Here is a 25,517-nt window from a genome sequence, read left to right on the forward strand (position 1 = left end):
CAGTGTGTATATATGAAATTTACAATAGAGCCCGGAACTTCTGCTGATATAGATGAACTGGAAAAGCTGTATGATGAACTGAATGATTATCTGGCTGCTACGACTAATTATCCCGGGTGGATAAAAGGTGTTTATCCTGTTCGGGAAGATGCGGTTGCCGGTGTAAATGATGAAACGCTTTACGTAGCAAGATATGATGGAAGAATTGTCGGTTCAGTCATTTTAAATCATCAACCGGAAAAGGCTTATGAGAATGTCAAATGGAAAATAGAACTGGACTATAGTCATATCTTTGTGATACATACTTTTGTTGTACATCCTTCTTTTTTGAAAATAGGAGTAGGGCATGCATTAATGGATTATTCATTGGAATTGGCTCAAAGTTCGGGGATAAAGTCTGTGCGGTTAGATGTTTACGAGAAAAATCTTCCGGCTATTTCATTGTACGAAAAGTGTGGGTTCGAATACATTGATACCGTAGATTTAGGATTGGGTCATTACGGTTTAGAGTGGTTCAAACTTTATGAGAAAATCATTTTATAATCCCTTCCTTACATTATGCATTCATTGTTATAATTCAGTTGCTCTTAGATTTATAGAATAATAAATATCACATCATAGACATGAAGAAACTAATTATTGTATTTGTTCTTTTATTATCAGCACTCTCTTGTTTCTCACAAATAGAGTTTTCGACTTGCCTTTTTGATGCTTCAAGAAACAGAGTGATACCGCTAGCCGTCTATCAGCCGCACAAAGTGAATTCGAAAACAAAAGTCATTATATTTAGCCACGGCCACGATGGAAATAAAAATAATAAGTCCAATCAGACTTATGCCTATCTAACACGATTCCTTTCCCAGAAAGGCTTTTACGTAATAAGCATACAACATGAATTGGCAGATGATCCTCTTTGGGCCATGGAAGGTAATTTCATGGAAACACGCATGCCAAATTGGGAAAGGGGAGTGGCAAATATTCTTTTTACTATTCAGGAATTTAAGAAATTGAAGCCACAATTAAATTGGAATGACTTTATATTGATAGGACATTCCAATGGCGGAGATATGACCATGTTATTTGCTACCCGATATCCGCAGTTGATAAATAAAGCCATATCTATGGATCATCGCAGAATGATAATGCCTAGAACACGGAATCCTCGACTTTATACGTTAAGAGGATGCGATTATGATGCGGATTCAGGAGTATTACCCACTGAAAAGGAGCAGGAACAATTCCGGATGAAGGTTGTGAAATTGGACGGAATAACGCATAGTAATATGGGGGAGAATGGAACGGAAGAACAACACAACCTTATCAATCAGTATATCTATGGATTTCTTACACGGAGATAACTGATGTATTATATTTATTTTATCCAATGGTTTTAAATCGGAAGCCTGTTTTTCTTATAACTTTGCAACTGATTTTAGAAAAAGAAGTTTGGGATGATAAATAAATATGAAGAACGACTGGGGACAGAGCGCATGTTACCGCTTGTTTTTAAGATGGCACTTCCGGCTGTGGCAGCGCAATTTGTTAATTTGCTTTATAGCATGGTCGACCGTATTTATATTGGTCATATCCCTGGGATTGGTACGGATGCATTGGCGGGTGTAGGAGTAACGACTTCTCTTGTTATACTGATTTCTTCTTTTTCAGCGATAGTAGGAGGTGGCGGTGCGCCGTTAGCGGCTATCGCACTCGGACAGGGGGATCGTTCACGTGCCGGAAAAATTCTGGGTAATGGTTTTATCCTGCTGATACTATTCACCTTGTTTACTTCTCTCATCGCATATACCTTTATGGAGCCGATTCTACTCTTTACAGGAGCTTCAGAAAATACATTGGAGTATGCAGTCAACTATCTTTCTATCTATTTATTAGGAACTATCTTCGTAGAAATATCCACAGGATTAAATTCTTTTATCAATGCACAAGGGCGTCCTGCTATCGCCATGTACTCGGTATTAATAGGAGCACTGTTGAATATCGTCCTCGACCCGATTTTCATTTTTTGGCTCGATATGGGAGTAAAAGGTGCAGCTCTGGCTACAGTGCTTTCACAGGCATGTAGTGCAGTGTGGGTTTTAACTTTCCTTTTCTCCCGGCACGCCTCTCTCCCTTTAGAAAAACGTTATATGGCGTTGAACCGGGAAATAATACTTTCTATATTTGCTTTGGGCGTATCACCGTTTATTATGGCAAGTACCGAAAGCCTGGTCGGCTTTGTTCTGAACAGCAGCCTGAAAGATTTTGGAGATATTTATGTCAGCGCATTGACCATCTTGCAAAGTGCGATGCAATTTGCAAGTGTCCCATTAACAGGATTTGCGCAAGGGTTCGTTCCTATTGTGAGTTATAATTATGGGCACGGCGATAAACAACGTGTCAAAGACTGTTTCCGTGTCGCATTGATAACCATGTTCTCATTCAACTTACTGCTGATGTTGTTTATGATTCTTTTCCCCTCAACAGTAGCTTCCGCCTTTACGAGTGATGAAAGATTGATAGAAACAGTCCGCTGGGCAATGCCTGTTTTCTTGGGTGGTATGACTATTTTCGGATTGCAACGAGCCTGCCAAAATATGTTTGTAGCCTTGGGACAAGCAAAAATTTCTATTTTCATAGCCTTGTTGCGCAAAGCAATCCTATTGATCCCATTGGCATTAATATTGCCACATTTTATGGGAGTAGCCGGTGTATATGCGGCTGAAGCAATATCCGATGCGACAGCGGCAATTTGTTGTACTTTGTTGTTCTTCTGGCAGTTCCCCAAAATATTGGGAAAAATCCAAAGGAGCACTTTGCACATAAGCTAAATTTCCTGATGTTTATCCATAAATAGAACTAATTATGTAACGGCTTACGTATTTTTGCGAAAAATGTTTGTTCATATTATAAAAAGCTAATATATTTGCGTAATCAATTACGTATTTAGTGACGCAACTAATAAAAACATGGACTTTTTTAATCAGACAGGCAAATTAGCCATCGGTAGCAGATTACGCATGTTGACCGATAAAATAACAGTAGATGCAGCCGCCATCTATAAAATGTTTGGAGTAGACCTCAAACCGAAATGGTTTCCTGTATTTTTTGTATTATCACGTGGGGAGGCAAAAACCATTACGTCCATAGCCAAAGAGATTGGTCATTCTCATCCTTCCGTGAGTAATATTATTAAAGAAATGGTAGCTAAAGGATTAGTGAAGGAGACAAAGGACAAATCCGACGGGAGAAGAAACATGGTCATGTTATCTGCCAAAGGAAAAAGAATGTCCGACTCTTTTTCGGAACAGTGTATAGATGTTACGGCAGCTATTGAGCAAATCACGCAGCAAACCCGGAATGACCTTTGGGAGGCTATCGAAGAATGGGAGAATCTTTTGTTGGATAAATCCCTGTTGGAGCGGGTGAAGGAAGCGAAAAAGGAACGAGAGAGTAAGGACATCAAAATAGTTCCTTATGAACCTTGCTATCAATCTGCCTTCCGGACCCTTAACGAAGAGTGGATAACTGCTTATTTTCGGATGGAAGAGGCCGATTACAAGGCTTTGGATCATCCAAAGGAATATATTCTGGATAAGGGAGGAGCTATTTTGGTGGCTCTTTATAAAGATGAGCCGGTCGGTGTATGTGCTTTGTGTAAGATGGATCATCCGCTTTATGATTATGAGTTGGCCAAACTGGCTGTCAGCCCTAAGGTTCAGGGCAAAGGTATTGGAGTACTGCTTTGCGAAGCAGTTGTAAATAAAGCGAAGGAGCTTGGTGGTAAAAGAATCTTTATAGAGAGCAATACGCGTCTGAAACCGGCTATCCATATTTATCATAAGTTGGGCTTCAAGGAACTTCCCGAATATCACACGACTTATGAAAGAGGAGACATACAGATGGAATTAATGATTGAAGAGTGAAAATGAAAAAGGTGGATGGTGAATTTATTAAGGGGCGCATTGCCCCTTCATTCCAGTTCCTGCGCATAAATGTTGATAGCGCGTAATGCCTTTGATATTTCAGTCGGAGTGATTCCCTGACATTCTATTCTCAACACTTTTTCCCAGTCCTCCATATCTACATTCCATTTGTAGATTTGGGGACATAGGGTGAACAGCGCTGCGATATGTTTTATATCCCGTGCATTTCTAACCGAGGTTCGAAAAATGAGTATTTGCTCTTCCATAGTTACTATCAATTACTTTTGTTTTCAGTGCAAAGGTAGGTTTAAACAAGGTTCTGTATAGGATTATTCGACGAATGCCCTGATTACTCATGACGAAATAAGTAATCGGGGAGATTAACTTCATATACTTATCCTTTGAAAAGTCAGTCATCTGTACCTGTCAATATATAAAAAAGTGTATCTGTTCTCGTCTTTCTTTTTTGATTTACTTTGCAGTGTTGTTTTAATCTCCTAATATACTTAAAGGTTATGAAGTTGAATTTTGCTAAAAGAATGTCTTATATAAAGGCTTCGGAAATAAGAGAAATATTAAAAGTTACCGAACAGGAAGATGTGATTTCGTTTGCAGGTGGTCTGCCTGCTCCGGAACTTTTTCCGATAGATGAAATCAATGAGATCAATCAGATCGTATTGAAAGAGGCAGGTACGAAAGCGCTCCAATATACCACAACAGAAGGTTATGTCCCTTTGCGCGAATGGATTGCCAACCGGATGAACGAACGTTTGGGCACGACTTTCGATAAAGATAATATTCTGATTACCCATGGCTCGCAACAAGGATTGGACTTATCCGGAAAAGTTTTCCTGGACGAGGGAGACATCGTACTTTGCGAAAGCCCTACGTATTTGGCTGCAATCAGTGCATTCAAAGCGTATGGATGTAGCTTTATTGAACTTCCTACGGATGGGGACGGTATGATGATGGATGTTTTGGAAGATGTTTTGAGCAATACTCCTCATATAAAGCTGATATATGCAATACCTACTTTTCAAAATCCTACAGGAAAAACGTGGAGTTTGGAAAGACGCAGGAAGCTGGCTGAATTATCCGCAAAGTATGGTGTTGCGGTTATTGAAGACAATCCGTACGGCGAGTTAAGGTTTGAAGGAGAGTCTTTGCCATCTATAAAGTCTTTTGATGAGGCTGGAAATATCCTGTGTACAGGTAGTTTCTCGAAAATATTCTGTCCCGGTTTCCGGATTGGCTGGATTGCGGGGGATAAAGAGATTATCCGCAAATACGTATTGGTCAAGCAAGGTACGGATTTACAATGCAACACTATTGCCCAAATGACCATCGCCGAATACCTGAAGCGCTATGATATTGATAAACATATTGCCAAAATAGTAGAAGTATACAGAAAACGCAGAAATGTGGCGATTGAAAGTATAGAACGTTATTTTCCTGATACTATAAAGTTTACTCGTCCCGAAGGCGGATTATTTACATGGATAGAACTTCCCGAAGGGATTTCGGCACGTGATGTTTTAGTCAGAAGCCTGGAGAAAAAGATTGCTTTTGTTCCGGGAGGCTCCTTTTATCCGAACGGAAACAAGGAAAATACGCTTCGGATCAACTACTCTAATATGCCCGAAGACAAAATAGAGAAAGGACTTAAAACCCTCGGCGAAGTGGTAAAGGAGTATATCAGTCAATCAAAATGATTCTTTGATAATGTTTCCCAAAACCTGCAAGCGTTCTTCAATGAAAGCACTCCATTGCTGACCGAAACTCAAGCGCATACAGTTTCTGTACTGGTCGTGCAGAGTAAACATGCGTCCGGGAGCAATGCTGATCTTATGTTGCATCGCTTTGTAATATAGCTCCGTGGTATCAATCTTTTTATTCAGTTCCACCCAAAGCATAAAACCTCCTTGTGGAGTGATGATTTTAGTGTCTTCGGGAAAATAGTCGGTAATAGCTTGTGCCAAATGAAGACTATTGGAATGTAGCTCATGGCGCAACTTGCGTAAATGATTCTCATACCTGCCGTTCTCCATGAAGTTGGCAATGGCTTCTTGGTTGAGGGTAGGAGTGGATATTAAATGAATATGTTTCTGACGAATAATAGCATCCTTAAACTTACCGGGGGCAATCCAGCCTACCCGATAACCGGGAGCTAACGTCTTTGATACAGAACCACACCATAACACAAGTCCCTTTTCATCGAAAGCTTTGCATGGCTTAGGGCGTGAATGTCCGAAGAATACATCGCCGTATAAATCATCTTCAATCAGAGGAATATTGTGTTCCGCCAACATCTGTACTATCTCTTTCTTATGTTCATCGGGCATGCAACTCCCAAGCGGATTACTGAAATTACTGATAAGCAGGCATAGATTGATCTGCGGCAATACTTTTCTTAAAGCATCGGGTTCGATGCCTGTTACAGGATTGGTCGGCAGTTCCAGCACATGAAGCTCCATACTGTTGGCCAACTGTAATATCCCGAAATAAACAGGACTTTCAACAGCTATCGTGTCTCCTCTTTGAGCAATAACAGATAATGCTAAAGAGATGGAATTGGTTACTCCTGTGGTAGTAACAATATCATCTTCGGTCAGATTTCCATTCCAGCTATACGCAAAACGGGCAATATAGTTTCTCAAACGAATGTTTCCTTGAGGGTCTTCATACCTAGTGCCGTTCCCCGGAAGTGAATACATGGCCTTGGTCAGTTCTTTATTGAGTTTGGCAATAGGCAATAAAACATCTTCCGGTATTCCCAGCGAAAAACGGGTGATAGACGAATCTTCGATGGAATGATATACTTCCATGATTAAGTCTGCTTCTTCCTTTCCCGGAGATTGAGCGGAAGGCTGCGTTGTTGCCGGCGCAGACAAATTTAGTGGCTTATAATTGACAATGTACCCTGATTTGGGGCGGGAAATGATGAATCCTTCCTTTTCCAGTTCATAATATACCTGAATGGCTGTATTTAAACTTACGCCATATTCATTGCTGATAGTACGTAAAGAAGGTAATTTCTCGCCTGCTTTCCATATACCTGTTTTTATTTGCCAGGCGATAGTGCCGGCTATCTTTTGATATAGGATTTCTCTTTTCATGTTTATTCTGTACTTGGCAAAGATACAAAAATGATGTCTGTATCTGTTGTTGTTTGATTGCAAATAATTCATTCAGTCATTTTTTATAATTGCTTGCTATTCAGTTATAAATTTATTCCATATCATTATATTTTAGACATGACAAGATTATCATTGAAATATATTTCAACATATACATTCCTACGATAGAAGCGTCAAAAATAAAAGAGACGAACAATTTTCTTAATTTAAGTTTAGGACTTCAACAGTCGATTCGTTTCTCGGTGAGAAACACTTCGTTTCTCGGTGTCGAAAAGGTTGTTTCTCGGTGAGAAACGGGTTATTGGTTTTAAAGGAAAAGCCCGAATAGTAACCGCCTGGATAACAGTGCTTTACAAAATAATGTTATCTATCAGGAATACATAGGAATTTTGTTGACATTTTTTTTGGCAACACCGTTTATTTCTATTGCATCTATTACTGCAATAATATTTACATTAGAACTAAAATATGGCATTTATAAAAGAATCTGTTCCATTCCTTTCTGTACCGTTTTGAATCAAATAACAATAATTGGAGCTTGGGAAGAATCTACATGATGAAGTAGATGAAATCAACATTTATAATAGTGGCATTTCTATTCTCGTCACCTGTTCTTCTTCGGGTACATTGGGATTGCTGTAATAATATTCAATGGATGTTCCCGAAGGTTTGTAACCGTTGGCTTTTATCCATTCCATCATTTCGTTGTATAGGACAGCCAATTCACTGTAAGTTCCTCTATGCAAACAGGAAACTATTTTTCTTTCCGGTATCGTTATAGATCGTATATCCCCTTCACCTTGTAATTCTTTGGATGACTTTAGACCGATAATCATTTTGATATTGTGTTCCGTCAGACTTTCAAAGTTGGGATATTCAACGTAGGGGATGTCGGTAGTGACTTCACCCTGTTCCTTAAATAAAGAGTCTATTTTTACAAAGTTCTTTCCGATAGCTTCCGACATTCCGTTCATATCTGTTTGTACTTCAACAGCCAAAGCGGGCTGTTTCGGTTGCTTCAATAGCATGATTTCTGAAATTTTTCCCATAATACATTGTTTTTAGAGGGTTGATAATTAATTATTTCTTGATGACCGGAATATAGATGTCGGTAATTAGTTCTGTTCTAAGGGTGGAGGCAGGGCGGTTCATATACATTTCAAAGCTAAAGGTGCTTTGAGGACGATATTTACTTTCCGGGAACCACTCTTCATAAATAGTCCGGTAGAATTTATGCAATAAAGAGTAGTCACCGATATGCCTGAATATAGCATAACGACCACCGGGAACTTCTATCACTCCCGGCTGGAAATCATTTTCTTTGTTATCGATTATGACCCCGAGATAGAAGCGACATTTATCTATTGGGGTGATGGCCGGGTCGTCCATACTAAGGCTGACAAACTTATCATTCGACTTTTCTTCATTGCGCTGTCTAGCATAGTTGGTGAGCCTGTCCCATATTAATTTGTATCGGAGTTCATCCTTATACTTTTCACCCACCTCGATACAAAATACTTTCATCGGCAGAATCGACCGGATTTCAGGAGTGATAACCGCATGCTGTTCGTCATACATCGGCTTATACTTCTCCCTATATTGAGAGGTTGACACTCCAAAATGTTTTTTGAAGGCTTTTGCCAGACTGAATTTAGTCTGATAGTTTGTTTGCTCCGAAATCTGATTTAATGTAAAGTCGGTGGATACTAACAGATGTGCTATATGTTCGAGGCGCAAACGTTGTATGTAGCTTCCAATATTTTCTCCGGCAACGGTTTGAAACACTCTTCTGAAGTGATATTTGGAAAGTCCGCTTATCGTACTAAGTATATCTGCATCTAAACTATCGAATAAATGATTGTTGATGTAAACGACTATATCCTGAATCTTTTGGTGATGGATATTACTGGTTTCCAACTTCTGTTTCCATCGGTTCAGTTTGGGGAGCCGTTCGTTGAGTATTCGTCTAAGTTCCTTCGGCGAATAAGCGGTATCTGCATATTCATTGTACTTATCGGTGTATTTTATCCAGATATTAATCATTTCCGACATCGGAATGTCGACGATATATTTTCCATCTTTCAGGCAGTAGTAGCAATATTCATCACTTCGGGAACCGTCGGAGTTAGTACCCAGATATTTCTCTATATCAAAGCGGAGAGGCATCCCGCAACTTTGACAATACCTTTTATTTATATCTGATTCAATCATCGGTTGGGTTTTCGTTTGATGGATAGCAGTCGCTCCATATCATTAAATAAATAAGTGTCTTTCAATTCGAACATAAGCCACTTCCCATCGTGGAAAGTAGTCGTCTCATCGTATATCTTTTGAGTCTCATTGGAGAATACTTCTCGCAGAGATTCAAATTTGGTACGCTCATCTTTACCTAAAATGACCAAGAAACCAATCGTTTGTTCTTTGGCGTATAGGGCACACAGCGTTTTTCCGCCTTTGCGATATTTATATTCGTATATCCATTTTTTTCCTCCATGGTTCCATAGTTGTTCCATATTGTACTTTTGCTCGATAAGCTGGCAAAGTGAAGTCCATATATCATAAAGTTCCTTACCTATCAAGGCTTCCAGTGTTTCGGGAGTGGGAATCTGCAAAGTTTCTTTCATGGTATTCTGTATTTACTTTTGATTATCCATATCACAAAGGTAGGCTGATTTTCTAATAGATCGTTGTCCAATATAGGCATTTTGTGTGTAGCTGGTGAACAATCTGCCCGGAAATTAATTTATTTTGTAAAAGCGAAATATTGGCTGTATAACCTTTATCTTTGCATTAATTTTAAAACAAAGCCCCAATTAAAGAAAATGAAAACAATATTATTAGCAGTAGGTACGCTCTGCCTCATGGCAGGTTGCTCGTCAAAAGTGGCAAGCTCAAAAGGAATCGTTAGTGATGCAACCATGAATACGGTAACGATTGTTACTGATAAGAATGATACCCTTTCGTTCAGTACGATGGATGCAAATAAAGATGAAGTCAACGGTTTGCTTCTGAATGATACGCTGGAAGTGTTCTATACCGGAAAATATACACCGGGAATGCCGGCTTCTAAATTAGTTCAGTATCCGCAATCTCCGATTGTGGGAGGTGATCGGGATGAACATGGCTGTATCGGTTCTGCCGGATATGTATGGTGTGAAGTGCAAAAAGACTGTATCCGCTTGTTTGAGAAAGGAATCCGCACGGAATCGGTGGACGATAGCAATGCTTCTGCCTTTATTGTGTTTAGTCCTGACTCTACGCAACTGGAACTTTTCTTTTCCAATAATCAGCCCAATGAAATATTGGAGAGACGTGGCCTGCCTTCAGGAGGTTATGCATGGAACGTGGAAGATGACGATACGAAAAATGTACGGCTAATAGATGGTTTGTGGACAATCAGCCAAAGAAATAAGTTAATTTATAGCCAAAAGGCCGGAAACTGATTTTAAAAGCTCCGGCTTTCTGACGCTCTGTTTGTAGAGTAATGTTCTAGGTAATTAAATTAATAAGTGGATATCAAAGATGCTGAATATATAAACTTCCATCATAATCTTTGTATTTAGCATCTTTGTATATATCAACCAGTTTGTTACTGTAATCAAGAATGGTATCTTTGGAGATTTGTGATAAATTTGTAGCCAAAATACCACTTCCCAAAATGCCCGGATTACATAATATACTGTCTTTTCTTATTGAATTCATAGTAAGCTCTACACCTATGTAATCCTTGATACCTGCCTTTTCCAGACTGGATACAATATAGTTGTCCAAAGATTCTTTATCATCTTCGGTCATGAATCCATACCATAATAAACACTTCATTCCTAATTGAGTAGCCTGTATCAGGATATCGAGATAGGTTACTCCTGAATCTCCTTTCTTGTCTATTTCGTAAGGATCGATATGAATGAAAGAGGATGAAGGAAGTGAAGGCAATAGCTCTATGGTACCTCTCGAAGAGTCGGCATGATGCATCTCTACAGATGCACTTAATCCGACTTGTTTGGCATAGGTACCCACATTTTCCAACGCACTCTTTTCTAAATCAAAGAATACAAACCTTTTTGCTTGCTTCTCTAATACATTCATTGCCAGGGCAGGAGAACCCAGATAATTTCCTTTTGTCATTTCCGGGTTTTCCAGTTGGTAATAAATGGAATCTTTTAGAGATTTGTCATCATCTGCTTTCTCCAGGAAATGATAGATACCATATTGCTGCTCCGGAGTTTGCGTCATGGAGTAGATGGCACATGCGGAATTGGTTTCTACATATACTTGTGGGGCTTCATTTCTAAGAACTTCACAGAGTATCAGATGTTTCAGTACATCGGGTTGTTTTGCGAAATGAGTGTAAGTTGCCATGTGGGTACATCTTAATATTTATAGAATATAAAAGAACTGCAACCGCTATCCTTTTTAGGCATTCATTAATTCATGGATTTCATGAATATGCAGGTGCAAATGACTTAGATAACCTTCTATCATGTCTTGTAGCGTAACCTTTGTTCCTTCAAAATCACACCAGTAGCTATCCAGTTTTGTCTGGTCTACAGATTTTATAACCTGAATGATATGCAGGTTAAAAAACTTCCATAGTTGAATCAGGTTGTTCCAATCTTCATTTTGGTAATCTTGTAATGCTATCCACAGATCATTATCCTGACGGTAATCGGGAAAGAAAAGCAAATCTTTACTGTATTGCAATCTGACCATGCGTTGGTGATTGTTTGATGCCGAATCAATCAAATGTCCGAGAATCTGTTTGATGGTACGATTTTGTTTATTACGTTTCAACGTGATCGTATCATTTTGTAGCCCGGTTAGTATTTTCTCTTCAGTTTCTATCACATGATAGATTCCTTCTGTTATTTTGGAAAAATCGACGTTTGACATACCATTCTTTTCCTTTAGGTGTTTATAGCAAAATTGCTAATGGTACAAATATAGATAAATGTGTCGATATTTATAAATTAAACGGAACTTTTCAATTCTAATTTTATCCCTCTTTCTTAAACCACCTGTAAAACCATTTGCCCACCTTCTCATAATGTCGGGTTTCGGTATCAGTATATAGCTTGGAGAAGAAAGACGTATCCAACGGCTCTCCCGACTGGTTAGGATACAGCACGATGAAGCTATTGTTGGAGAAATATTTCCCGAGCTGTCTCGGTAACTTCTCAAAAGAACTGTCATACGAAAGAGTTCCTGGTCGTGCACTGATAATAACCAATAAATGATCGTAACTTACCTGTCCTGTCAATACCAGCAGGTCATTCCAGTCTTCTAAGAGAGAGAAATCGGTAAGCGTCTGTTTATGCCTTTTCTTTATCCACGCTTGTAGGCGGATGGTAGTCTTTTCATTGGCAAAGAAGTGTACGCGGCATCCAAGAGTGCTCCCCATGCGACAGAAGTGTTCCATCCAATGCGGAAAGCCGGATTCATATTCGGCTTTAGGAGGGACGGCAACGACAATCCGTTTGATTGTATGGACCGGTATCAGAAATTTAGAGATAATTATTTCACAGTTTAATCCGTTCAATAAGTGTTCGGCAAGTATTCCAAAGTATGAATCTGTGATGTTTTTCTTGCGGTGCAGGCCGGTGATAATACTCGTAATCTCATTCTCCTTGACTGAATGGATAATACCGGAAGCTATATTCAAATCATACCGGGTGACCTTTTTGAGTGGTACATTTGCTTCCGTTGCTGTCATTTCGGCTTTTTCCAGATAATGTTTGCTTCGAATTCGTAGATTATCAGAGTTATTATCGTCGTTGATAACATTTAATGCCAGGAGATTGTCTTTCAATTTGGGGTCACGTATGACTAGAGAAAGATTTACCATGTCCTCGATAGTGTCCGGGTTGGCTATGGATATTAAAATCTTCTCTGTTTCTTTCGACGATTCATTTTCAGGTTGTGAATCATCCATCGCCATTTTTCTGGCTGCCCGTTCGGTAATCAGTGAACTCACTACGCAAGTAACCAGGATAAGCAAGACTGTTCCGTTCAGTACATCATCATTCAATAAACGTTCGCCGGTGGGCAGAATAATGTTGTATCCAACTAATACAGCCGCCAATGTGGCTGCCGCCTGTGCATTACTCAAACCATACATTAGATTTCGTTCAAGAACAGACATCTTATATATCTTTTGAGTGAGCCAGCAAGCAATCCATTTGCCTGTCAGCGCCATGGTTATCATCACGGCGGCAACTTTTAAGGCATCCCCCTCTCCGAAAATAACACGTAAGTTGATTAACATTCCCACTCCGATAAGGAAATAAGGAATAAAAAGTGCATTACCAACGAACTCTAAATGATCCATCAATGGAGAGACGTGGGGGATGAGCCGGTTAAGTACCAATCCTGCGAGGAAAGCTCCCAAGATACCTTCCATACCAACAAGCTCCATCAACCCTGCTCCTAAAAAGACCATCGCAAGCACGAAAATAAATTGCATCACGTTGTCATTGTACCGGTGAAAGAACCAACGACCGATGCGCGGAAAGAAATAAATAATTAGTGCCCCTAGAAAGATTACTTTTACCACCAGCCAAATCCAAAACAATCCTCCGGTTTCTCCTTTGAACAATCCGCCTATAACAGCCAGTACCAGCAGCGTGAGTGTATCCGTTACGGCCGTTCCTCCTACGGCAATACTTACGCTACGATGGCGTGATATGCCGAAGCGGGTGACGATGGGGTAGGCCACGAGCGTATGGGAGGCATACATGCTGGCTAATAATACAGAGGTGATTACACCATATTTCAGATAAGATACATTTGCCATGAATCCAATCCCGATAGGAACGATAAAAGCCAGTAATCCCAGTACCAATGCTTTGTTTCGCGTCTCTTTGAAATCTCCCATATTCATTTCCAGACCAGCCAGGAACATGATGTAATAGAGTCCGACTTTCCCGAATAACTGAAAGCTGCTGTCTCGTGCCAGGATATTAAATCCATGTTCGCCAATAGCCAGTCCTGCCAGGATCATACCGATAATATGAGGGATGCGCAGTTTATTCAATAATATCGGAGCAAACAATATAATCAAGAGTACAAGGAGAAATATCCATGTAGGGTCGGTGATAGGGAATGTTAAATCAAGGCCAATCCAATCCATAATTTGACGAGTTCGTGATATTTGTTCCGCAAAATAACCTAAAAAAATGCTTCTAAAAAAGCATTAGTTAATAAAATTAGTCATTTATTTTTTCTCCAGATTCATGATTGCCGGAATGAAGAATGCAAGTGTTCCTGGGACATACGTTTTTAAATATACGATGATTTTATCCGTGTGTGCGTTTTGGGGTGTATAGTGATTTTATCCGGCTCTACTTTTAGCAATAATAGTAGTGCCGGATATGTCTATTTTTCGAATCCTAAATCATGTTCTTGTATTCCTCTTGTTTTTTCTTGGGTAACTTCTTTAAAACTTCTTCTACCGAGTGGCTAATCAACTCCTTTATGAGTTTATCGGGAACATCTCCTTCCAAGTAAACGGTTATCCAATGTTTCTTATCCGAAAAAGGTCCCCAAAAAATGTCTTCGTATTGTTCTATGAGCTCTTCTGATTTATCAGGATTACATTTCATATCCGCCCAGAATCTTCCGTTTTTAGGACGTAATGTAGCAAAAGTGAACATTTTATCCATAACCTTGAAAACCAAAGTATGTTCATCAAACGGCATACATTCTGTTGCTCCTTTGACTGACAGGCAATATTCTCTATAATCTTCGATATTCATGACTTCTCTCTTTTGATTCATTCAAAACACAACTATATCACTTTCTGTTCGCTTTTGAAAAATATGTTTCTATCTCAAAGTACCCGTTTCAATTTCGCCCTTATCCGGCTTAAACTTACCGGAGTTATTCCCAGATAAGAAGCAAGACATTCCAATGGTATTCTCTGTAATAGCTCCGGATTATTTTGTATCAGCTTCATATACCGTTCGGACGCGGTGGTGAATAAGAGAGAAATAAGTCTTTCCTCTGTTTGCAGGAACTCTGATTCGGCAAACTTGCGCCCCCAGTTGGCAATATGGATATCTTCCTTGAATAATTCGTGTAAGTCTTTGCGCTTTAATAGATACAACACCGAGTTTTCCATCAGTTCCATTGACTCATACCCTTGTTGATTATTTACATAGCTTTTCAATGAGACAATGGTTGACCCTTCTTTCCCAATCCAGAACGTTACCTCTTTTCCGTCTACGGGAATATAAGCTCTAGCAATCCCTTTCTCGATGAAAAAGATATTCGTTTCAGTCTTGCCAGCCTCCAATATATGATAACCTTTGGGATATGTGATTTTTGACAGATGTTTGACCACCTTATCCGCTGAAGCCTCCGGCATCCGATATATCCTGTTTATAATCTCGTGTATATCCATATCGCATTGAATCATTATTCTGCAAAAATACAAAAAGTTATATTAGGAAAAGAAGATTTGATGATACTCTTACACCGTCGTTTCTTATCAAATGTAAAGTGAAAGCTCCGGGCATCTTGTTAATTTTGCAGTCTAATATTAAAATAGAATGATATGAATTGGATTATATTGATTATTGCCGGACTGTTTGAGGTTGGTTTTACCTTTTGTCTAGGCAAGATTAAAGGAGCGACAGGCACCGATTTTTATTTGTGGGGAGCGGGATTTGTAATCTCTGTAACCTTAAGCATGTTCCTACTGGCAAAGGCTGCGCAAACATTGCCTATCGGCACTGCATATCCTGTTTGGACGGGGATAGGAGCGGTGGGGACTGTATTGATCGGTATCCTGTTCTTTCATGAACCGGCAACTTTGGGTCGTTTGTTTTTTATGACGACTCTGATTATTTCAATCGTAGGGTTGAAACTGATATAACCAGACGAATAGGATTTAGTTTTAATAGATAGAAAAGTGTGATAAGGACTTTTTCAGTGTAAGTCATATATTGTTGAAAAGATTCCATCCGGTATAATATTGAGGAAGTTTGGAATTGACGAGGTCGATTATGTAATATATGCTTTCGTAATTCTGCGATTATTAGGCATTTATAAGAAGTCGTTTTGATGGGAAAAAGTTTGGTTTCTAAAATAAATGTATATATTTGCAGAATGTGGGACGCATCTCGTCCGGATTCGAAACTAAACTAAAATTCTATTTACTGTTATCTATTAAACATGAAATCCACTGATTCTGAACCTCAAGGGGGCGGTATGGAACTGGAACAGTACCGTACCAGCCTCGAACAGATGGTTGAAGAGAAATCTAAAGACTTGATCGCTATTCAGGAGAATCTCGAAGCAACCAACCGACGGCAGGCATTATTTATCAAGGTACTGCAAATTTTGCAATTGGAACCGGATATACCTACTGCTATGAATATGGCACTGGCCGAAATTGGCCGTTATACTGGTGTCGACCGTTTGGCGACATGGGAAAACCACCTCGACGGAGTTACGTATGGCTGCACCAACGAATGGTGCAACGACGGTATAGAACCCGCTATCGATTACTTGCGGAGTATGACCATTGAAGCGGGAAAACCCTGGTTCGACATGCTGGAAGAAAACCATATCATTTGTACGTCCGATATTTATTCGCTTGATCCCTTTATTACTCAAATGCTCGAAGTGCAAGGCGTAAAAGCCATTGCTGTTTTTCCCCTGTCACAATTGGGAGTACATTTCGGCTTTCTTTCGTTCAACTTTTGCTGGAACAAACAATGGGATGAAAAAGATGTGGAACTGATGAGCCAGATATCGCAAATCGTATCTACTGCTACCAAACGCTGGCAAGTTGAAACATCGTTGCAACAGTCACAGCGAACCATGCAAAAGGTATTGGACAATATCAATGCCAATATTTTTGTGAGTGATTACGATACGTTGAAAGTGATTTTTGCCAATAAGCCTTTCAGGGAAGAAGCAGGAGAAGTTCCGGCAAATGCGGAATGTTGGAGAATGTTGAATGCAGGTCTGGAAAATGGGTGTAAACACTGCCCGAAGCCGAAGTTGCTCGATGCCAACCGTAAGTTTACAGGCGTTCATTTTTGGGAAGACTACAATCCGGTCACCAAACGTTGGTATACCATCCAGAGCATGGCAATAAAATGGCTCGACGGACGTTGGGCAATCATGGAACTGGCTACCGATATCACCACCCGCAAACAGGTGGAACTAGAGCTGATTCAAGCTAAAGAAAAAGCGGAAGAATCGGACAGGCTCAAATCAGCATTCCTTGCCAATATGAGCCATGAAATACGTACTCCTTTGAATGCCATCGTCGGTTTTTCCAGTCTGCTTGCCGAAACCGATGAGGCGGAGCTACGTCATGTATATATGTCTTTAGCGCAGGAGAACAATGAGCTGTTGCTCAACCTTATTTCCGACATTCTGGACATTTCCAAAATCGAAGCCGGTATGATAGATCTTGTTATGGGACGAGTGGATGTACCACAACTTTGCCGGGAAGTGATTGCTACCTTCTCACATAAAAAACGTGACAGTGCGGTCGAACTGCGTTTTGATGAAAATTCACCGCAGATTGTGATTGATGCTGATAAAAACCGAATCGTGCAAGTACTATCTAATTTCCTGACTAATGCCTTGAAGTTTACCACTAAGGGCTCAATTACACTTTCCTATTCATTGGAAGATGAAAATCAGGTACGTTTTTGTGTAACGGATACGGGCAAAGGAATTCCCGATGAACAAAAACATGAAATATTTAATCGTTTTGTAAAACTGGACTCATTTGTACAAGGTGCCGGATTGGGATTATCCATCTGTCAAAGCCTGGTCAATAGGATGGGCGGAAAGATTGGAGTCGAATCCCGTGAGGGGGAAGGGTCGTGCTTCTGGTTCACTCATCCGTATGTTCCCGGTGCTTAACCAAAAAAAAGAGATTGCATATTGAAGCAAACTACGTATATTGTTCCGCAAAGTACGGGACGAACAAAAAACAATAGTTTTCTTGAGAGAGGTGTCTGCAACTAAAATAACCTATATTTTGTTGTCTTTATACAGTATTGAGTTTTTAGCGAATAAATATATAAATAATGATGAAGATGACAAAGAACTTATTGCTAGGGATTGCTGCCGTATGTGGCAGCACTTTTCAGGCTGTAGCTTGTACGGGAATCTCGCTGACATCCCGTGACGGCAGTTATGTGCAAGCCCGTACGATTGAATGGGCGCGCGGTGTGTTGCAAAGCGAGTATGTGATTATTCCACGTGGTCAACAGCTCACGTCATTCACTCCTACAGGTGTCAACGGACTAACGTTTACGGCAAAATATGGAGTGGTTGGTCTGGCTGTTGTACAAAAAGAATTTATTGCCGAAGGAATCAATGAGGCCGGACTTTCGGCCGGACTATTTTTCTTTCCTCATTATGGGGGATATAAAACGTATGATGCTGCACAGAACCAGCGGACACTGGCAGACCTTCAAGTGACGGAGTGGCTGTTGTCGCAGTTTTCCACTATCGACGAGGTGAAGGCAGCCCTTTCTTCTGTATGTGTTGTAGGATTGGAAAAGACAGCGGTAGTACATTGGCGTATCGGTGAACCGTCGGGGCGTCAGGTTGTGTTGGAAATTGTAGGTGGTGTGCCGCATTTTTATGAGAATGAAGTAGGAGTATTGACGAATGCCCCCGGTTTTGAATGGCAACTTACAAATTTGAACAATTACGTCAATCTTCATCCGGGTGACGCTTCCGTGCAAAAATTGAGCGGTATTACGTTGCAACCTACTGGTGGCAACTCCGGTTTTCTCGGCATTCCGGGTGATGCCACGCCTCCTTCGCGGTTTGTGCGTGCGGCCTTTTACCGGGGGACAGCTCCGCAACGTGCCACAGGCTTTGATACCGTGCAGCAATGTTTCCACTTGCTTAATAATTTTGATATTCCTATTGGTATAGAACATTCACAGGGTGATATTCCGGATATTCCCAGTGCTACGCAATGGACCTCAGCTATCGACCTCACGAACCGGAAGGTTTATTATAAAACAGCTTATAACAATTCGATACGTTGCATTGACTTAAAAGCTATTGATTTCTCAAAGGTAAAATATCAATCACAACCGTTGGATAAGATACAGGAGCAGCCGGTTGAAATGGTTAAGATTCCCCGGTAAAATATGGAACGGTATGGAGGTGCTCTTGTATAATAGTTGCTCGCATTAAGAATGTTTTCAAATAAATGTTGGTGACGTTTTACCCTCACACCCTCACCCTTTGTGCTCAATCCATTTATTCATCGGGGTTACAGGTGTGAGGGTAAAGGTGAGAGTAGGTGAGGGTAACTTTTTACTCTCACTCTGTCTCGTCCTGATTTGAGTTGACCAATCTTATTCCGTTTTCACACTAACTTCTTTATTCTTACCATAATATCCACTTCCCGGCACATAAATCGGCTGCATGGCTCCACCCATATTTTTCAATTTACCCTCGTCGCGCAGACGTCGGATATGTCGCATGGCTGTACTTCTTGCCATTCCGCAAAGATATTGGAAGTCGTGTCTCCGCATAAATGGATGAGTACGGAAGTACTTAGTCAGTTGCAGGTCAATTTCCTCGTTCGTCAGTTGGGTGAAATCCAGTCCACCTTTGAGGTTTTTCACTTTAAGAACGCCGAATTCGTTTTTCAATGTCTGGTCGGCACGAAACTGAATGGCCTTTAGCTTCACTTTGGTCACTTTCCGTTTTGTGTCTACCGTTACAGGTTCCGTGGTCGTCAGGCAGGGATGGAAATAACCGATGCCGTCCAGATGAACTTGGCGTCCTTCCGCCAATTCCTGTCCCATGATGTGCGAAAGCGCATCAAGTACGGCTGTGACGTCTGTTTCTGTCAGTGAACAACGTTCTTGAATACGTCGGCGCAGTACGTCGGTCCCTGTGGAACCGTTGTATTTGATGCGCGGATGCAGGGTGTTTCCGTTTTCTCCCTGCTGTTTGTTTGAAGGCTTCGGGTCTTCATACCAATCGAATAATATTGCCATAGCTCTATATTTGTTTTAAATGAACTGTTCTTGTTATGTATTCTCTTAGATAGTAATACATTAATGCTTAATGTTTCTTTTGTTAAGCTCTAATGCTTTGCAAGGGCTCACCCATGTGAACAAGGCTGTTTACGTCTGTAGACGTTTTTATTTACAATTGATAGCCTGTTTGTTCACACGGGTGAGCCCTTGACAACTACTAAGCAAAGATACATAAATAATAAGGCAAATGCAAATAATATGCAGGTATTTATCGGATAAAATGCTTGTTTACCGGAAGATAAAAGCGTATCTTTACAGGAATTAAATAGGTAGATGTAATTGTAGAAAAAATAGACAAAAATAGGATGAAAATTACTTTAATCAGACAAGACAACGGGAGCGGAAAAGAGACTCTTAGCGTTTGTGAGGCAGGCACATTATTCGACAAAATGAAAACGGAAACAAAGGCGGGGCATATCACGGCTTTGCGGGGAATCATACCATTGCTGGAAGGTACGCATGCCCGATACGAACATATTGATAAATTGCCATACATCTATTCTGCTGTGGAATATACCCGTACCAAAGAGGGCGAACGGAAGATGAAGCAGTATAACGGATTGGTACAGTTGGAAGTGAGTAGGCTGGCGAGCGGCTCGGAAGTGGAATTTGTGAAGCGACAAGCGGCGCTTTTGCCACAGACTTTTGCTACTTTTGGTGGTTCGAGCGGGCGTAGTGTGAAGATATGGGTGCGCTTCGCTTTGCCGGATGACGGAGGATTGCCGACCAAGGAAGCGGAGGCGGAATTATTTCATGTTCATGCTTATTGGCTGGCTGTGAAATGTTATCAGCCGATGTTGCCTTTCGATATTGACTTGAAAGAACCGGTTTTGGCACAGAGATGCCGTATGACGCTGGACGAATCTCCTTATTATAATCCGGATGCGGTGCCGTTCTGCTTGGAACAACCGCTTATGATGCCGGGAGAAGAGACTTTCCGTCAGCGGAAACTGGGAGAGAAAAATCCGTTATTACGGTTGCAGCCGGGATATGAGTCGGCGCAAACATTCACGAAGATTTATGAAGCGGCCTTGAACAGGGCACTTCAGGAAATGGAGGATTGGAAACGTGGGGACGACTTGCAGCCTTTATTGGTTCGCCTTGCCGAGCATTGTTTCAAAGCGGGGCTTCCCGAAGAGGAAGCGATACGGCAGACGATGATTCATTATTATCGCGAAGAAGAAGAGCAGGTGATCCGTTCGATATTGCATAATCTTTATCAGGAATGTAAGGGATTCGGCAAGAAAAGCAGTATCAGTAAAGAGCAGGAGACGGCTTTTCTGTTGGAAGAGTTTATGAAACGTCGGTATGAATTCCGTTACAATACGGTGCAGGACGATTTGGAATATCGGCAGCGCGATTCTGTTCACTTTTGCTTTAAGCCGGTGGATAAACGGGTGCGCAACAGTATTGCAATCAATGCTTTGAAGGAAGGCATCAGTGCGTGGGACCGTGATGTGGATCGTTTTCTGAATTCGGAATGTGTTCCTTTGTATAATCCTGTGGAGGAATATCTTTATGAGACAGGTCGCTGGGACGGGAAGGATCGTATCCGTGCATTGGCTGGTCTGGTGCCTTGTGATAATCCGCATTGGCAGGAATTATTTTACCGCTGGTTTCTTAGTATGGTGGCGCATTGGAGGGGAGTCGATCGGCAGCATGGTAATAATACTTCGCCTTTGCTGGTTGGTTCGCAGGGGTATCGTAAGTCTACATTCTGTCGCATTATTCTGCCGCCGGAGTTGCGTTTCGGCTATACGGACAGTATTGATTTTAAAAGTAAACAGGAGGCGGAACGCTATTTGGGACGTTTTTTTCTGATAAATATTGATGAGTTCGATCAGATTAATGTCAGTCAGCAGGGGTTCTTGAAGCATTTGTTGCAGAAGCCTGTGGCGAATCTGCGCAAACCATACGGTAATACGATTCGGGAAATGAGGCGTTATGCTTCTTTTATCGGTACCAGCAATCAGAAAGATTTGCTTACCGATCCTAGCGGTAGCCGCCGTTTTATTTGCATTGAGGTGACGGCTCCTATTAATACGAATGTTACGATTAATTACAAGCAGCTTTATGCTCAAGCGATGGAGGCTATTTATAAAGGTGAACGTTATTGGCTGAATGATGAGGATGAAAACATATTAAAACAGACTAACCGTGAGTTTGAACAGGCGAGTCCGCTGGAACAGCTGTTCCACTGCTATCTTAATCCCGTAGAAGAGGAAATGGAAGGCGAATGGCTGACTGCCATGCAGATTTTGAGTTATTTACAGACGAAAACACGGGATAAACTGGCTATTAATAAGGTAGGACAGTTTGGGCGTGCACTTCAAAAACTGAATATTCCTTGTCGTAAGTCTCGTAAAGGGACGCTTTATCATTTGATGAAAGTGAAGTAATTGATAAAGGTGGTGTGAAAGGGGGCTTTGTCAACCCAATCAGGACGAGACAGGGTGAGGGCAAAAAGTTACCCTCACCTACCCTCACTCTTACCCTCATCACTGAAAGGATGATGAATAGGGGGATGCAGGGAAAGTGTGAGGGTGTGAGAGTAAATCATGTATAAAAAATAATTGGATATTGAATCGGATGGTAAAGAATTGTGTGGCGGTCGGCAGTCCTTGCCGGGTGATAAAGTATATTGAGAACGATTGATTGTATGGAGGAGTGGGAGGGGGATTGTCTTTTCTACGTAAAAACAGCAATTTTCGGGTCGTTTATCAGTGATGCGTGTAGTAATTTTGCGGCATTGGAAATGAGAGTGCGAGTGTAAAAACGAAAATATTATTAGCTGTTATTTCAACTGTAAATATAATAAACGTATCTTTGGAAGTATGGAAGATAAAACGAATGTAATTAAGATACAGCGTTATCATTCTCCTTGTGGTGATTTGATGCTTGGCTCGTTTGAGGATAAGCTTTGTCTTTGTGACTGGGCGGCTGAAAGTCATAGGGATATCGTAGACAGGAGATTGCGGAAAGTGCTGAAAGCTGGTTATGAGAAAAGTACATCAGATGTGATACTGGAGGCGATGAGCCAGTTGGATGAATATTTCAATGGCGAGCGGACTGTGTTTGAGGTGCCTTTGCTTTTTGTTGGTACGGAGTTTCAGAAGAGTGTATGGTATAAGTTGTTGGAGATTCCATACGGTTCGACTGTGTCATACGGTGAGCTGGCAAAACAACTCGATTTGCCGAAAGCTGTCCGTGCTGTTGCTGCCGCTAACGGGGCGAACGCTATTTCTATTTTTGCTCCGTGCCATCGTGTCATCGGCAGCAACCACTCTCTTGTGGGATATGGTGGCGGGCTTCCTGCTAAAAAGCGGTTGCTGGATTTGGAATTAAATGGCAAACCTCTGTTATGAATGAGCAAAAAACGCTTGACTATGCACGCATTGCACAGGCAATCGGGTATATAAGGGAGAATTTTAAAAGGCAACCGGGATTGGATGAGATTGCCGGGGAGGTGGCGTTGAGTACGGCGCATTTCCAACGTATGTTTACGGAGTGGGCGGGAATTAGCCCTAAGAAGTTCTTGCAATATACTAGTATTGAATATGCCAAGAGAATCTTGAATGAAACTCATGCGTCTTTATTCGATGCGGCACAGGAAACAGGGCTTTCCGGTACGGGCAGATTGTATGACTTGTTTGTAAATATAGAAGGGATGACGCCGGGCGAATATAAAAACGGAGGTGAAAGTCTTTCTATCAATTACAGTTTTGCCAAAAGTCCTTTCGGTGAAATCTTCATTGCGTCTACCGATAAAGGTATTTGTTGTATGGAGTTTGCAGACGAACATGACGCGGCTTTTAACTCTTTACGGAAGAAGTTTCCTAATGCAAAGTTTACCTCGATTGTGGATGAAGTGCAGCAAAATGCTTTATTTATCTTCACGCAGGACTGGAGTAAACTCAAAGAAATAAAATTGCATCTGAAAGGTACTGACTTTCAGCTAAAGGTATGGGAAACCTTACTGAAAATTCCTGTCGGTGGCTTGACTACTTACGGAGATATAGCCGTAGGAATCAATAATCCGAGAGCTTGCCGGGCTGTTGGAACGGCTGTCGGTGAGAATCCCGTAGCTTTCCTTATTCCGTGTCATCGGGTCATTCGTGCTTCCGGTGAGTTGGGAAATTACCATTGGGGAGAGATTCGCAAGACTGCAATGATTGGTTGGGAGGCTGCAAAAGGTGAGGTAAAGAGGGGATTATAGGAAAGAATGAAGGTGATTTTAGTTCACATTCTTTTTAGTGCAATGCTGTTTCTTATATTATTAATATATAACTAATTTGATTATGAAATTATTGGTATTCCTTGCTAAAGGGTTTGAAACGATTGAGTTTAGTGCTTTTATAGATGTTATGGGATGGGCAAAGACGGATTTTGATTGTAAAATAGATGTTGTGACCTGTGGCTTGAATCAAAAAGTGATTAGTTCTTTCAATGTTCCTGTTTTGGTGGATAAAGTCATGGATGAAGTGTCTGCAGATGAATATGACGCGCTTGCGATACCCGGCGGATTTGAAGAATTCGGATTCTATGAGGAGGCATATAATGAACAACTTCTGGAATTGATACGACTGTTTGACTCACAAAAGAAATGGATCGCAACAGTCTGCGTGGGAGCTTTGCCTGTTGGGAAAAGTGGAGTGTTGAACGGTCGGAAAGCAACAACTTATCATCTTAGAGGTGCTCATAAACAGAAAGTGCTTCAGGGATTTGGAGCAACTATCGTAAATTCTCCCATCGTGGTGGATGATAATATCATAACTTCTTATTGTCCTCAAACATCATACGGGGTTGCATTGCTTTTATTAGAGAAGTTGACCTCTCATAAAGAAATGGTTTTAGTGAAAGATGCTATGGGATTTTAATAAGTTGCATTTAAGCACTGCACTCGGTTTTGAGTTCGCTATGGATGATGCTTCTCACTGCTTTTTCATGTTTGAATAAATAATAATAAGTGCTTGCGGTAAGAAAAGCCAGAAACCGGATATTGGTTCGACTATGCAACCGATTATGGTGAACAGTAGAATGAAGTAACCTAAAAATAAAGGTGCCGGTTTTTGTTCTTTTCTGATATAGTATTGAAGTGTCTCTCCCCAAAGAATAAGTATTATTCCGCAGATTAGGAACCAGAAAGCAAAGCCCAGGTTATGATTTTCTCCAATAGAGTCTATTAATCCATTGTTAAGCATTTCCGTAAAAGCTTCTTTTCCAAGAAATAACGCATAAATGGTATGAATGACTCCTGTTGCTGTTAAAAGTGTTCCACTATATTTCCAAAGTTTCATGTTCTTGCCTTTTTAGTATTTTATTGGGATGTACACTTCTACAGAATTTGAAATTTAATCCGTTTTAACATATCATCCGGTTCTTAATAAGTTGCTCGATAACGCAAATATAAGTAATCATGT

At 40.8% G+C, this 25,517-nt stretch carries 25 protein-coding genes; 13 read left to right on the plus strand and 12 right to left on the minus strand.

The window, feature by feature from the left end; genetic code table 11:
- The first annotated feature begins 12 nt into the window (after positions 1–12).
- The 4 genes from AB5217_RS21090 to AB5217_RS21105 all read left to right on the plus strand — a co-directional run bounded on the left by AB5217_RS21090 (position 13) and on the right by AB5217_RS21105 (position 3,920).
- Positions 13–543, plus strand: a complete 531-nt coding sequence (locus AB5217_RS21090; protein ID WP_004306419.1) for a GNAT family N-acetyltransferase — start codon at positions 13–15, stop codon at positions 541–543.
- Positions 544–623: 80 nt separating this feature from the next.
- Positions 624–1,358, plus strand: coding sequence for an alpha/beta hydrolase (locus AB5217_RS21095; RefSeq protein ID WP_368112846.1), 735 nt, complete (start codon positions 624–626; stop codon positions 1,356–1,358).
- Positions 1,359–1,451: 93 nt separating this feature from the next.
- Positions 1,452–2,825 (plus strand): MATE family efflux transporter, encoded by a 1,374-nt coding sequence (locus AB5217_RS21100; RefSeq protein ID WP_004299139.1) that lies wholly within the window; start codon positions 1,452–1,454, stop codon positions 2,823–2,825.
- Positions 2,826–2,963: 138 nt separating this feature from the next.
- Entirely contained in the window at positions 2,964–3,920 is a 957-nt protein-coding gene (locus AB5217_RS21105) for a GNAT family N-acetyltransferase (protein WP_004299140.1), read from the plus strand.
- A 47-nt stretch (positions 3,921–3,967) separates the two neighbouring features.
- Here the strand turns inward: AB5217_RS21105 and AB5217_RS21110 are convergent, their stop codons facing one another.
- Entirely contained in the window at positions 3,968–4,186 is a 219-nt protein-coding gene (locus AB5217_RS21110; RefSeq protein WP_004299141.1) for a hypothetical protein, read from the minus strand.
- Positions 4,187–4,435: 249 nt separating this feature from the next.
- Between AB5217_RS21110 and AB5217_RS21115 the strand changes: the two genes are divergently transcribed.
- Positions 4,436–5,632: a PLP-dependent aminotransferase family protein gene (locus AB5217_RS21115; RefSeq protein ID WP_004306421.1), complete on the plus strand. Its 1,197-nt coding sequence runs from the start codon at positions 4,436–4,438 to the stop codon at positions 5,630–5,632.
- On the opposite strand, the gene AB5217_RS21120 is transcribed toward AB5217_RS21115, so the two are convergent.
- The 4 genes from AB5217_RS21120 to AB5217_RS21135 form a co-directional block, all read right to left on the minus strand.
- On the minus strand, positions 5,624–7,036 hold the full coding sequence (locus AB5217_RS21120) for a PLP-dependent aminotransferase family protein (RefSeq protein ID WP_008770674.1): 1,413 nt from the start codon (positions 7,034–7,036) through the stop codon (positions 5,624–5,626). The two genes, AB5217_RS21115 and AB5217_RS21120, sit on opposite strands and share 9 nt — an antisense overlap.
- A gap of 599 nt (positions 7,037–7,635) precedes the next feature.
- Positions 7,636–8,106 carry a GyrI-like domain-containing protein gene (locus tag AB5217_RS21125; protein WP_032845242.1) on the minus strand — a complete coding sequence of 157 codons (471 nt, stop codon included), beginning with the start codon at positions 8,104–8,106 and terminating at the stop codon, positions 7,636–7,638.
- Between the two features lie 31 nt (positions 8,107–8,137).
- Positions 8,138–9,268: a GyrI-like domain-containing protein gene (locus tag AB5217_RS21130; RefSeq protein ID WP_004306425.1), complete on the minus strand. Its 1,131-nt coding sequence runs from the start codon at positions 9,266–9,268 to the stop codon at positions 8,138–8,140.
- A complete protein-coding gene (locus tag AB5217_RS21135) occupies positions 9,265–9,681 on the minus strand; it encodes a DUF3788 domain-containing protein (protein ID WP_032845243.1) in 417 nt (138 codons plus the stop codon). The genes AB5217_RS21130 and AB5217_RS21135 overlap by 4 nt, the downstream gene beginning before the upstream one ends.
- 198 nt (positions 9,682–9,879) lie before the next feature.
- Here AB5217_RS21135 and AB5217_RS21140 point away from each other — a divergent pair, with 198 nt between their 5' ends.
- Entirely contained in the window at positions 9,880–10,500 is a 621-nt protein-coding gene (locus tag AB5217_RS21140) for a hypothetical protein (protein WP_008777379.1), read from the plus strand.
- Between the two features lie 73 nt (positions 10,501–10,573).
- On the opposite strand, the gene AB5217_RS21145 is transcribed toward AB5217_RS21140, so the two are convergent.
- The 5 genes from AB5217_RS21145 to AB5217_RS21165 form a co-directional block, all read right to left on the minus strand.
- Positions 10,574–11,419 carry a 23S rRNA (adenine(2030)-N(6))-methyltransferase RlmJ gene (locus AB5217_RS21145; RefSeq protein WP_004299151.1) on the minus strand — a complete coding sequence of 282 codons (846 nt, stop codon included), beginning with the start codon at positions 11,417–11,419 and terminating at the stop codon, positions 10,574–10,576.
- Between the two features lie 54 nt (positions 11,420–11,473).
- Positions 11,474–11,950 (minus strand): DinB family protein, encoded by a 477-nt coding sequence (locus AB5217_RS21150; RefSeq protein ID WP_004299152.1) that lies wholly within the window; start codon positions 11,948–11,950, stop codon positions 11,474–11,476.
- Between the two features lie 103 nt (positions 11,951–12,053).
- Positions 12,054–14,186 (minus strand): cation:proton antiporter, encoded by a 2,133-nt coding sequence (locus AB5217_RS21155; protein WP_004306431.1) that lies wholly within the window; start codon positions 14,184–14,186, stop codon positions 12,054–12,056.
- A 259-nt stretch (positions 14,187–14,445) separates the two neighbouring features.
- The gene (locus AB5217_RS21160; protein WP_008020106.1) at positions 14,446–14,811 is read right to left on the minus strand and encodes an MmcQ/YjbR family DNA-binding protein; all 366 of its coding nucleotides are present in this window, start codon (positions 14,809–14,811) and stop codon (positions 14,446–14,448) included.
- A gap of 74 nt (positions 14,812–14,885) precedes the next feature.
- Complete coding sequence (locus AB5217_RS21165; RefSeq protein ID WP_004306434.1) at positions 14,886–15,458, minus strand: Crp/Fnr family transcriptional regulator; 573 nt, start codon at positions 15,456–15,458, stop codon at positions 14,886–14,888.
- Positions 15,459–15,611: 153 nt separating this feature from the next.
- Between AB5217_RS21165 and AB5217_RS21170 the strand changes: the two genes are divergently transcribed.
- The 3 genes from AB5217_RS21170 to AB5217_RS21180 all read left to right on the plus strand — a co-directional run bounded on the left by AB5217_RS21170 (position 15,612) and on the right by AB5217_RS21180 (position 19,191).
- Positions 15,612–15,932 carry a DMT family transporter gene (locus AB5217_RS21170; protein WP_004306435.1) on the plus strand — a complete coding sequence of 107 codons (321 nt, stop codon included), beginning with the start codon at positions 15,612–15,614 and terminating at the stop codon, positions 15,930–15,932.
- Positions 15,933–16,231: 299 nt separating this feature from the next.
- Complete coding sequence (locus AB5217_RS21175) at positions 16,232–17,944, plus strand: GAF domain-containing sensor histidine kinase (RefSeq protein ID WP_032845244.1); 1,713 nt, start codon at positions 16,232–16,234, stop codon at positions 17,942–17,944.
- A 167-nt stretch (positions 17,945–18,111) separates the two neighbouring features.
- Complete coding sequence (locus AB5217_RS21180; RefSeq protein WP_008777382.1) at positions 18,112–19,191, plus strand: linear amide C-N hydrolase; 1,080 nt, start codon at positions 18,112–18,114, stop codon at positions 19,189–19,191.
- 213 nt (positions 19,192–19,404) lie between these two features.
- On the opposite strand, the gene AB5217_RS21185 is transcribed toward AB5217_RS21180, so the two are convergent.
- A complete protein-coding gene (locus AB5217_RS21185) occupies positions 19,405–20,055 on the minus strand; it encodes an HU family DNA-binding protein (RefSeq protein ID WP_008640760.1) in 651 nt (216 codons plus the stop codon).
- A 347-nt stretch (positions 20,056–20,402) separates the two neighbouring features.
- Here AB5217_RS21185 and AB5217_RS21190 point away from each other — a divergent pair, with 347 nt between their 5' ends.
- From AB5217_RS21190 to AB5217_RS21205, 4 genes are all read left to right on the plus strand, one after another.
- On the plus strand, positions 20,403–22,496 hold the full coding sequence (locus tag AB5217_RS21190) for a BT4734/BF3469 family protein (protein ID WP_004315231.1): 2,094 nt from the start codon (positions 20,403–20,405) through the stop codon (positions 22,494–22,496).
- A gap of 435 nt (positions 22,497–22,931) precedes the next feature.
- On the plus strand, positions 22,932–23,462 hold the full coding sequence (locus tag AB5217_RS21195) for a methylated-DNA--[protein]-cysteine S-methyltransferase (protein ID WP_004306441.1): 531 nt from the start codon (positions 22,932–22,934) through the stop codon (positions 23,460–23,462).
- Positions 23,459–24,313: a bifunctional helix-turn-helix domain-containing protein/methylated-DNA--[protein]-cysteine S-methyltransferase gene (locus AB5217_RS21200; protein ID WP_004306442.1), complete on the plus strand. Its 855-nt coding sequence runs from the start codon at positions 23,459–23,461 to the stop codon at positions 24,311–24,313. Before AB5217_RS21195 ends, AB5217_RS21200 begins: the two co-directional genes overlap by 4 nt.
- Before the next feature lie 82 nt (positions 24,314–24,395).
- Positions 24,396–24,974: a DJ-1/PfpI family protein gene (locus AB5217_RS21205; protein WP_004306443.1), complete on the plus strand. Its 579-nt coding sequence runs from the start codon at positions 24,396–24,398 to the stop codon at positions 24,972–24,974.
- A gap of 54 nt (positions 24,975–25,028) precedes the next feature.
- Here the strand turns inward: AB5217_RS21205 and AB5217_RS21210 are convergent, their stop codons facing one another.
- A complete protein-coding gene (locus AB5217_RS21210; protein ID WP_004309084.1) occupies positions 25,029–25,394 on the minus strand; it encodes a DUF6463 family protein in 366 nt (121 codons plus the stop codon).
- Between the last annotated feature and the right edge of the window lie 123 nt (positions 25,395–25,517).

It is taken from the genome of Bacteroides sp. MSSM.1001136sp1_RTP21357st2_D2_RTP21359_211015 (genome assembly GCF_040913205.1).
Lineage (GTDB): Bacteria > Bacteroidota > Bacteroidia > Bacteroidales > Bacteroidaceae > Bacteroides > Bacteroides ovatus.

Excerpts from the sequence above, each read along its gene's own strand:
- AB5217_RS21090 (WP_004306419.1), top strand. The coding sequence starts at position 13 with ATGAAATTTACAATAGAGCCCGGAACTTCTGCTGATATAGATGAACTG.
- AB5217_RS21095 (WP_368112846.1), top strand. The coding sequence starts at position 624 with ATGAAGAAACTAATTATTGTATTTGTTCTTTTATTATCAGCACTCTCT.
- AB5217_RS21100 (WP_004299139.1), top strand. The coding sequence starts at position 1,452 with ATGATAAATAAATATGAAGAACGACTGGGGACAGAGCGCATGTTACCG.
- AB5217_RS21105 (WP_004299140.1), top strand. The coding sequence starts at position 2,964 with ATGGACTTTTTTAATCAGACAGGCAAATTAGCCATCGGTAGCAGATTA.
- AB5217_RS21110 (WP_004299141.1), bottom strand. The coding sequence starts at position 4,186 with ATGGAAGAGCAAATACTCATTTTTCGAACCTCGGTTAGAAATGCACGG.
- AB5217_RS21115 (WP_004306421.1), top strand. The coding sequence starts at position 4,436 with ATGAAGTTGAATTTTGCTAAAAGAATGTCTTATATAAAGGCTTCGGAA.
- AB5217_RS21120 (WP_008770674.1), bottom strand. The coding sequence starts at position 7,036 with ATGAAAAGAGAAATCCTATATCAAAAGATAGCCGGCACTATCGCCTGG.
- AB5217_RS21125 (WP_032845242.1), bottom strand. The coding sequence starts at position 8,106 with ATGGGAAAAATTTCAGAAATCATGCTATTGAAGCAACCGAAACAGCCC.
- AB5217_RS21130 (WP_004306425.1), bottom strand. The coding sequence starts at position 9,268 with ATGATTGAATCAGATATAAATAAAAGGTATTGTCAAAGTTGCGGGATG.
- AB5217_RS21135 (WP_032845243.1), bottom strand. The coding sequence starts at position 9,681 with ATGAAAGAAACTTTGCAGATTCCCACTCCCGAAACACTGGAAGCCTTG.
- AB5217_RS21140 (WP_008777379.1), top strand. The coding sequence starts at position 9,880 with ATGAAAACAATATTATTAGCAGTAGGTACGCTCTGCCTCATGGCAGGT.
- AB5217_RS21145 (WP_004299151.1), bottom strand. The coding sequence starts at position 11,419 with ATGGCAACTTACACTCATTTCGCAAAACAACCCGATGTACTGAAACAT.
- AB5217_RS21150 (WP_004299152.1), bottom strand. The coding sequence starts at position 11,950 with ATGTCAAACGTCGATTTTTCCAAAATAACAGAAGGAATCTATCATGTG.
- AB5217_RS21155 (WP_004306431.1), bottom strand. The coding sequence starts at position 14,186 with ATGGATTGGATTGGCCTTGATTTAACATTCCCTATCACCGACCCTACA.
- AB5217_RS21160 (WP_008020106.1), bottom strand. The coding sequence starts at position 14,811 with ATGAATATCGAAGATTATAGAGAATATTGCCTGTCAGTCAAAGGAGCA.
- AB5217_RS21165 (WP_004306434.1), bottom strand. The coding sequence starts at position 15,458 with ATGGATATACACGAGATTATAAACAGGATATATCGGATGCCGGAGGCT.
- AB5217_RS21170 (WP_004306435.1), top strand. The coding sequence starts at position 15,612 with ATGAATTGGATTATATTGATTATTGCCGGACTGTTTGAGGTTGGTTTT.
- AB5217_RS21175 (WP_032845244.1), top strand. The coding sequence starts at position 16,232 with ATGAAATCCACTGATTCTGAACCTCAAGGGGGCGGTATGGAACTGGAA.
- AB5217_RS21180 (WP_008777382.1), top strand. The coding sequence starts at position 18,112 with ATGATGAAGATGACAAAGAACTTATTGCTAGGGATTGCTGCCGTATGT.
- AB5217_RS21185 (WP_008640760.1), bottom strand. The coding sequence starts at position 20,055 with ATGGCAATATTATTCGATTGGTATGAAGACCCGAAGCCTTCAAACAAA.
- AB5217_RS21190 (WP_004315231.1), top strand. The coding sequence starts at position 20,403 with ATGAAAATTACTTTAATCAGACAAGACAACGGGAGCGGAAAAGAGACT.
- AB5217_RS21195 (WP_004306441.1), top strand. The coding sequence starts at position 22,932 with ATGGAAGATAAAACGAATGTAATTAAGATACAGCGTTATCATTCTCCT.
- AB5217_RS21200 (WP_004306442.1), top strand. The coding sequence starts at position 23,459 with ATGAATGAGCAAAAAACGCTTGACTATGCACGCATTGCACAGGCAATC.
- AB5217_RS21205 (WP_004306443.1), top strand. The coding sequence starts at position 24,396 with ATGAAATTATTGGTATTCCTTGCTAAAGGGTTTGAAACGATTGAGTTT.
- AB5217_RS21210 (WP_004309084.1), bottom strand. The coding sequence starts at position 25,394 with ATGAAACTTTGGAAATATAGTGGAACACTTTTAACAGCAACAGGAGTC.